Here is a 478-nt window from a genome sequence, read left to right on the forward strand (position 1 = left end):
TGGGGTTGGAGGGCTATCATCCGGAGCTGATCCTGCCGGAAGAGGTGGAGGAGCGGCTGGCCTCGATCGCGGAGACCGGGGTGCTGAACCTGGCCGGGGCGGTGCCGTTGCCGTACGGGGTGAAGGACATGGTGCTGCGGCCCTTGACGGTCCTGCCCCGGCACACGAACGGGATGACGTTCACCGTCACCGACGCTGCCGGGGATGTGGTGCATGCGGCGACGTTTTTCTCGGTCGGCGGCGGGTTCATTGTCCGTGAGGGTGGGGAGGACGCGGCGCAGCAGGAACTGGAGGCGTCCAAGCAGGAGTTGCCGCTGCCGTTCCGGACCGCGGCGGAGCTGCTGGAGCACTGCGCGGTGACCGGCCTGGGCATCGCGGACGTGATGCTGGTCAATGAGAAGGCTTCCCGGTCCGGGGAGCAGATCCGGGCCGGGTTGCTGCAGATCTGGGCGGTGATGGAGGCGTGCGTGGCCACGTC

Annotated in this window: 1 protein-coding gene; it reads left to right on the plus strand. The window is 68.6% G+C overall.

From position 1 onward, the window contains the following. Positions 1 to 478 (plus strand): serine dehydratase beta chain (locus PUN71_RS23050; protein ID WP_283532433.1); only part of this gene is annotated, 478 nt, incomplete at both ends.

It is taken from the genome of Arthrobacter sp. NQ7, assembly GCF_029581595.2.
GTDB lineage: Bacteria > Actinomycetota > Actinomycetes > Actinomycetales > Micrococcaceae > Arthrobacter > Arthrobacter phenanthrenivorans_B.